Here is a 7157-nt window from a genome sequence, read left to right on the forward strand (position 1 = left end):
AACTTTAGGCACTATCTTACGCTTCCGTGATGGTAATCGTACGGATCGTCACTGGCGTACTGGGTCGGTCTTGCGCTCCCGTGGGAGTGGTGGCAATGGCATCGAGAACATCCTCGCCCGCCGTGAGCTTGCCAAAAATCGTGTAGCTCGGCGGCAGTGCGTAGTCGGAGTGCATCACAAAAAACTGGCTACCGTTGGTGTTCGGCCCCGCATTCGCCATCGCGAGTGTCCCACGAAGGTACTTGCGGCGTACGGGCTCGTCGGCGAATTTGTAGCCAGGGCCGCCACGGCCCGTTCCTGTAGGATCGCCGCCCTGGACCATAAAGCCCTTGATGACGCGGTGAAAGATCACGCCATCGTAGTAGCCCTCGCGAGCCAGAAAGACAAAGTTGTTGACCGTAACAGGCGCATCCGCCGGGAAGAACTCCGCCGTCAGAGTCCCTAAGTTGGTCTCGATCGTCGCGGTATAGGTCTTCGCGAGGTCAATGGAAAGCGCGGGAGCCGCGCTGTATTGTTTTGCAGACATGGGCTTCAGGATACCATAGAGCCCGCGCCCTAGCCCAGCATCGCCTCGACAAACAGGGTAATCGCATAAATTTAGTGTCATCAGGATACTTATGGTAAATCATCTTCAGTTTCGCTCACCAGGGCGAGGACTGGAGAGAAATGTCAGCACTAGCCCAAGGTATTCAAACACATTTTCAAGATCTACCCGAGTACAGGAAACGCAAAGTGCGGCCTCCCGTTTCATCAATGACCAGTGCGCCCTGCGTTGTTGGTGCCGTTAGGGCGTTCTCCAGAAGGAGCTTCTTCCGGCAAGCATTCACGGCGTTGGCTTCCCAGCAGGATTCGGATAGAAACCATTGGAGGGGACGGGCGCGGGTGGTACAGAAAGTCGGGCGTCATTGAATGCTCACCAGCCCGTCTGGCCTTCCAGTGAGATCGTTTTCCCGGCGAGGTTCGTGATTGTCCCCAGCGGTTCGCGCCAGTTTTTTCGTCCATGGCGCTGCTCTAGCGTGACAAACCGGGTGCCCTCCGGGGACGTCAGCCGACTCTCGTCTAAGTTGCAGGGGCGCAGGATCTTCTCGGCAGGATTCCAAACACTGTCGTCAAACAGGACGCGCTTTCCATCGGGGAAGAAGCGCAGGGGGTTGCCGCCATTAAAATAATGAGTCTCCTGGACGGTTTGCTTTGCCAGTGTTTTGTTTGTCGCCCACTCGCGCAGAATAAGCTGGTTGCCCTGGTAGACCACAAGGCGCTTGCCATCGGGCGACAGTGCGCAGCCGTGGAGTGTCTCGGTGGGGGAAAAGGGCAGCTTGCCGTTGCGCTTGCCACTCTGGGCATCGAGAACCTCCAGAGCACCGCCGCTCATCGCCACCAGGATTTCTTTGTCGTCTGTGGTAAACGGCACGGGCATCGAAAGTGAGTGGCTGCCGTAGCGCGCGTGAGGGAAGGGGAGCCGCCGTGCCTGGTGACCCGTTGCAGTGTCGTGGAATGCCAGATGGTCGTAGCGGTTGAGCACGAGAGTCTTGCCATCGTGGGAGAGGCTGAGGGCGTCGTTGTTGTTGAGGTTGTCCTGGATCTCCTGCCGCCAGAGCCGCTTACCCGTTTCAGCACTCCAGGCCGTGAGGACGCCACCCCAGTGGTTTGGTGTGTAGTCCCCCCCGATTCCGTAGAGAATTTTCCCGTCCGGGGAAAAGACAGCGCCCTCGACGTTTTCCCCGGCGTAGCTGGCGTAGGAAACCATCTGGCCGATACTCGCCAGGGTGAAAATCACTCCCAGGCAGCCCAGGGAGCGCGTGAGAGATTTGGGAGCATCTACCATCCGGTGGTTCCCTCCAGTGTGACGAGTGTCTTTCCGGTTCGCGAGTCCAGAATCCGCCCGATGGGCTCGTGTTTGACCGCGCTACCCCAGCGGGATACCGTGAGCAGGCGGTCTTCCGACTGATTTTGGCTGCGCTGTAGCGACTCACCGGCCCCGGAAAAGCGATGGCCTCTGGGGAATCTCTGGGGTTTGGGCGAGGTGGTTGTCCAGAGCTCGCTTCTGTCCGAGTAGCGCAAGACGAGGCTTCCCTGCTTCGGTAGAGTGATGGTTTCGAGCAAGTTCTTTGAGGGATAGCGCCGCTGCCAGAGCATTTTTTGACTAGCAATATCCCACACACTCACTTCCGAAGAACGCACCAGGATGCGTTTCTCGTCGGGGGAGAACACAAACTGGAAACCGGAATCAGGCAGGACGAAAGATGGCGTTGCCTTTTGTGTGTCGTAGAGGGAGCCACGGTACAGAAGATAGCGACCGCTGGGTGAGAACTGGAGTGACGTTAAGGAGCCATCATCGGTGCGCGGGCGCTGGCTCAAGCGTTTTCCTGTCTGGGCATCCCAGATCCACAGCTCCTTCTTGGTGACATACTCGGACTGATAGTTTGAGACAGCGCCGATAATGCGTTTGCCATCGGGGGTGAAGACTAGGCCCACTGCGCCCCAGCCACCCGAGGCATGGAGCGACTGGTACTGAATAAAACTGTAGCAGCTCGTTGCCACAGTCAGGAGGGCACCGGCGATTCCCAGACCGCGGTATAGCAGACGCTCTCGGTTGTCTCGATCCATACGTGCTCCTTAAATCCTGAATATTGTAACCGCTGGTGTGCGGCGCGTCCACTCTGCCACGAAGCGACAAATTTTGGTATGCTGTGGCGCATAGGTGCAAGATGCACCAATAAACGGGAGGTTTTTGATGAAGCTGATTCGAACCACAGGAGCGGCACTGCTTGCCCTGACTCTGATCTCCGGGGTGCGTGCACAAGGTGGCCCGCCCCCACTCGATATGAAGGCGGTGGCGCTGACCGCTGAGCTTTTTACCGCTATTCGCCACGGCGACAAAGCGGCGACACTGGCCGCACTGGAGCACGGTGCCGACCCCAACCGCCCCAACTGGCTGGAAATGACACCGCTGGACTGGGCAATGATGACAGGCAAGCCTGAGCTCGCTGCACTGCTGTCGAGCCGGGGAGCGAAGCCGGAGGGCGGAATCTATGGCTCCTCCGTGGTCAGCGCGGTGATACTGGGACTTGACGACCACGCTGTCGCGCTTTTAGAAAAAGGAGTGGCCCCGGACTCGAAGCGCCCCGATAAAGCGACGACACTCATGCTGGCGGCGGCGTTTGGCGCACCCAAGGCGATTGATAAACTCAAACCCAGTGCCGCTGAGCTGGCAAAGCAAGATATTGATGGAGCGACGGCACTGATCTACGCCGCCCGACGGGGTCAGGCCGTGACAGCTAAGCGCCTTTTGGCTCACGGCGCTGTTGTGGATCAGGCCGATAGCCACGGACGGACACCGCTGATGTATGCTGCAATGAACGGTCACAAGGCAGTGGTTACGCTGCTTCTCGCCGCCGGGGCGAAGCCGAACCTGACCGATAAAGAAAAGGCGACGGCGCTCCACCTGACGGCACGCTACTGTGGCGATAGCGCGGTTGCCCAGAGCCTGCTGAAGGCGAAGGCGAGTGTCTCAGGGCGCGATGCCAACGGGAAAACACCGATTGCGCTCGCACAGGCGCGGCATTTTGTTGGAGTCACAACGGCGCTTAAGACGGCAGGGGCACGCTCGGAGCCGGTTCGTGTGGCGCTGAAACCCGATGTCGCAGTGCAAAAAAGCCTGGTGGCAATGGAAAATGGGATGAAGCGCTTCCTCTCACAGTCCGAGTGCGCCTCGTGTCACCACCAAGGCCTGGGGATTGCGGTGCTGGGTGCGGCACGTCTCAAGGGCTTTGTGGTGAACCAGGGCATCCTCGACGGCAATGTGAAGCGGGTTGCGGAGAACCTCCAGCAGGTTGCGCCCCTGATTGGCCTCTCCCAGAGTGACCCCAAGCTAGCCGGTATTGTTCCCACCTCAGAAATGGACGAGATGAGCATTGCCAGCGCCTATTTGTTCTGGGGCCTGGACGGCGCACGGACGAAGACAAGCCCTGAGATTGCGGCTCTGGCTCAGTACGCGGCGACGCAGCAGCAGCCTGAAGGTAACTGGCGCTTCACTCTGCACCGTGGCCCGATGCAGGAGAGCCTCATCACGGCCACGACGCTCCAGCTCCTGGGGATGAAGCGCTATCTCAAGCCGGAGCAGAGCGCACCGCTTCTAACAAAGGCGCAAAGCTGGCTGAAGGCAACGCCAGGAAAAACGACAGAAGATCACGCCATGCGTCTGCTGGGACTGCGCTGGTCCGGGCTGGAGACCAAGGCGCTTCAGCGCGATGCTCAGCGGCTGATCGCGCTTCAGAACACCGATGGGGGCTGGGGTGTGAAGCCGGGCACGGCCAGCGATTCCATGGCAACGGGGCAGGCACTCTATAGCCTGCGAGTTGCTGGGGTGTCCATAGCCGACGGCGCACTGCGCCAGGCGACAAACTATCTGCTCCGTATGCAGGATGAGAGCGGGGCTTGGTATCAGAACAAGACTATCCAGCCCTTCAACTACTTCTTTGATACGGGCTTCCCCGGCGGTGAGTCGCAGTACAGCTCCTTCGGCGCAACAGGATGGGCGACACTGGGGCTGATGGAGATGGCGGATCGTCCCAAAACCGCACATCGCTAGTTGCACGAGGCTGTTTGCGGGTAGAAAGGCCGTTTGCGGGTAGAATTTCCCTAACCATGAAACTCTACCCGCAAGATCTGCGTGAGAACGATCACGCTCGCATTGTCCGACAGCGGAGCACTGCCGCTTCGACAGCAGCCAATGGCGGGGGGGCGAGCTACAAACCTAATACTCCCTTGCCGGAGCCACACCTAGGTGTGCTAGGAAAGCTCTGGGCAAAAGGGCTGGGGATGACCGACCGACAGGCTGCGGTAGGCAACTCTGTGGCAAGTGAGGCAACCCAGGGAACGGCATGGTGCACAGCCATCCTAGGGCCGCTCTTGCCGGGCATAATTGTACTTATCATGGCAAGAAAGCATGGGCTTGATCCTAATATCGCTTGGGCAAGTTTTGTAGCGGCGACGGCGGGCTTCTCCGCGCTGGGCTTTGGGCCGTTTTCGGGGCTGGCGTTTCGGAGCCTCCACAAGCCGCTGCATGCCGTCGAACTTGAAGGACTGATACGCGACTCCGTGGATGAGCTCGAAATCGCCTATCTACGGCTGGTGCGCGATGCCCTCCTGACCGATGCTAGTGAGAAAGCCGAGACCGATATTCGAGCAGCAGTCGAGGCGCTCGGGCAGGCGATTGAGCGCCTCCCTGCGGTGACTGTGGAGCCCATTGACACGGCAACCCTGTGTTTGGAAGCCGCGCAGCTTCAGCAACAGGCGCTCACCGAGCCGGATCGGGTGACGGCGGACTCCCTGACTCGGCGCGCCGATGCGCTAGAGCGGCGTGCCAAGGCGCATGATAACTCGGCACTTCTCTCCAAGCGTGCGGCGGCGCTCCGTGCGGAGATTTTGGCACAGATCGAGACCCTGCGCGAGGGGCTTGCGGGGCACCAGCTCGACGAAAGTATGGGGCCTACGGTGGCTTTTGCCGAGCTCTCAGAAACGGCGCGGCGGGTTGCACAGGAAGCCGCTTCGGCATCGGAAGCCAAGCAAGAGCTTGCGCAGTTGCAATAAAACCGCTGAAATTCTGAAGTTTTTCGTGTTTTGTGCCGAAAATAAGGCAGTTCAAGTTGCTCCACGTGAAATACGTGATACACTGGTACGAAAGCAACCTCAGGGTTTGTGGTCTGCTTTTTTTCAACTCTTCCCGGCGAGCCTTTCCCTTACACTTTTTCGTGTTTCGTCGTGCTCTCGCCGACCGCTTCGTTTTCGGAAAGTTCTCATGCCTAGACGTCGTTTAACAACGCCCTCCGACCCTGATGGGGTCGAAAACACCTCCGCACCCACTTCGGTGGCAAGCGCTCCTGAAGCGCCTGTTGCCCTCTCTACCCCCGCCCCGATCCCTGCCCCTGAGCTGGTTGCCGCTGCCGAATCGCTCCTTGGCGATGCCGCGCTCCCCCCTCCTGCTCCCCCCTCCCGTCGCCGCCGCTTACTCCAGAATGCCGCTCCCCCCCCTTTGACACAGCAAGAGGCGATGGAACTGGTGGCCGACCTGCCCGAGCGCATTGCGGAGCCCACACCGGCTCCCGCTCCTCGTAGCGAGCGCCCCGAACGCTACGACCGTCCCGAGCGCCCGGAGCGCAGAGACCGTCCCGGACATAGCATGCGTCCTGCACGAGGGAACGCCGCGCCCTACGCCCCGCCCCGGCGTGGCGGCAGTGGTGCTCCGCTAGGAGCCGGGAGCGACCTGCGCGAGCTGGAAGAAGCCTCTCAGAACGGCGAGGAGCCGCTCAGTGGTGAGGGGATTCTAGAAATCAACAGCGAGGGGTACGGTTTTTTGCGGCGGCAGAACTTAGCCGCTGGCAACGATGATATCTATGTTGCACAAGCACAGGTGAAGCGCTTTGGCCTCAAGACAGGCGATCAGGTACTTGGATTTGTCCGCCCTCCGAAAGACTCGGAGAAGTACTACGGGCTCCTACGCGTCGAGAAAATCAATGGCTTCGATCCTGATGTGGCACGCATGCGCCCCAATTTCGATGAGCTGATCCCGATCTTCCCGGACTCACGCATCACGCTGGAGCTGGACTCCAAGACACTCTCCATGCGCTTTATGGATCTGGTGTCTCCTATCGGTAAGGGCCAGCGCGGCCTGATTGTCGCGCCGCCGAAAGCGGGTAAGACGATTCTGCTGAAGCAGATCGCCAACTCGATTTCAATCAACCACCCGGACATTCACCTCATGGTACTCCTAGTAGACGAGCGCCCGGAGGAAGTGACTGACATACGGCGCTCGGTGCGTGGTGAAGTGATCGCCTCGCCTTTCGATGAGCTGCCAGACAACCACATGCGGGTTGCCGATCTTACCCTGGAGCGTGCTAAACGCCTGGTGGAGGTTGGCCGCGATGTGGTGATCCTCCTCGACTCCATCACGCGCTTTGCCCGCGCTTCCAACCTGACAGTGAATCCCTCCGGGCGCACACTACAGGGTGGTCTTGACCCGGCGGCGATCTACCGACCCAAGCGCTTCTTTGGGGCGGCACGTAATATCGAGCACGGCGGCTCCCTGACCATTATCGCCACGGCGCTGGTGGAGACGGGCTCCCGCATGGACGATATTATCTTTGAGGAGTTCAAGG

6 protein-coding genes are annotated in these 7157 nt (G+C 59.7%); 3 read left to right on the forward strand and 3 right to left on the reverse strand.

The window, feature by feature from the left end:
* Window positions 1-16 precede the first annotated feature (16 nt).
* The 3 genes from ACH2EH_RS26970 to ACH2EH_RS26980 form a co-directional block, all read right to left on the reverse strand.
* A complete protein-coding gene (locus tag ACH2EH_RS26970; RefSeq protein ID WP_395146586.1) occupies window positions 17-526 on the reverse strand; it encodes a peptidylprolyl isomerase in 510 nt (169 codons plus the stop codon).
* A 387-nt stretch (window positions 527-913) separates the two neighbouring features.
* On the reverse strand, window positions 914-1825 hold the full coding sequence (locus ACH2EH_RS26975) for a WD40 repeat domain-containing protein (protein WP_395146587.1): 912 nt from the start codon (window positions 1823-1825) through the stop codon (window positions 914-916).
* The gene (locus tag ACH2EH_RS26980; RefSeq protein WP_395146589.1) at window positions 1819-2607 is read right to left on the reverse strand and encodes a WD40 repeat domain-containing protein; all 789 of its coding nucleotides are present in this window, start codon (window positions 2605-2607) and stop codon (window positions 1819-1821) included. The genes ACH2EH_RS26975 and ACH2EH_RS26980 overlap by 7 nt, the downstream gene beginning before the upstream one ends.
* A gap of 127 nt (window positions 2608-2734) precedes the next feature.
* Between ACH2EH_RS26980 and ACH2EH_RS26985 the strand changes: the two genes are divergently transcribed.
* The 3 genes from ACH2EH_RS26985 to rho all read left to right on the forward strand — a co-directional run.
* Window positions 2735-4591, forward strand: a complete 1857-nt coding sequence (locus ACH2EH_RS26985) for an ankyrin repeat domain-containing protein (protein ID WP_395146595.1) — start codon at window positions 2735-2737, stop codon at window positions 4589-4591.
* Between the two features lie 56 nt (window positions 4592-4647).
* Window positions 4648-5592 (forward strand): hypothetical protein, encoded by a 945-nt coding sequence (locus ACH2EH_RS26990; RefSeq protein ID WP_395146591.1) that lies wholly within the window; start codon window positions 4648-4650, stop codon window positions 5590-5592.
* Between the two features lie 208 nt (window positions 5593-5800).
* Window positions 5801-7157: transcription termination factor Rho (gene rho / locus ACH2EH_RS26995; RefSeq protein ID WP_395146593.1), on the forward strand; the 1357-nt coding region annotated here is incomplete at its 3' end.

The sequence above is a fragment of the Armatimonas sp. genome, assembly GCF_043760365.1.
Taxonomy (GTDB): domain Bacteria; phylum Armatimonadota; class Armatimonadia; order Armatimonadales; family Armatimonadaceae; genus Armatimonas.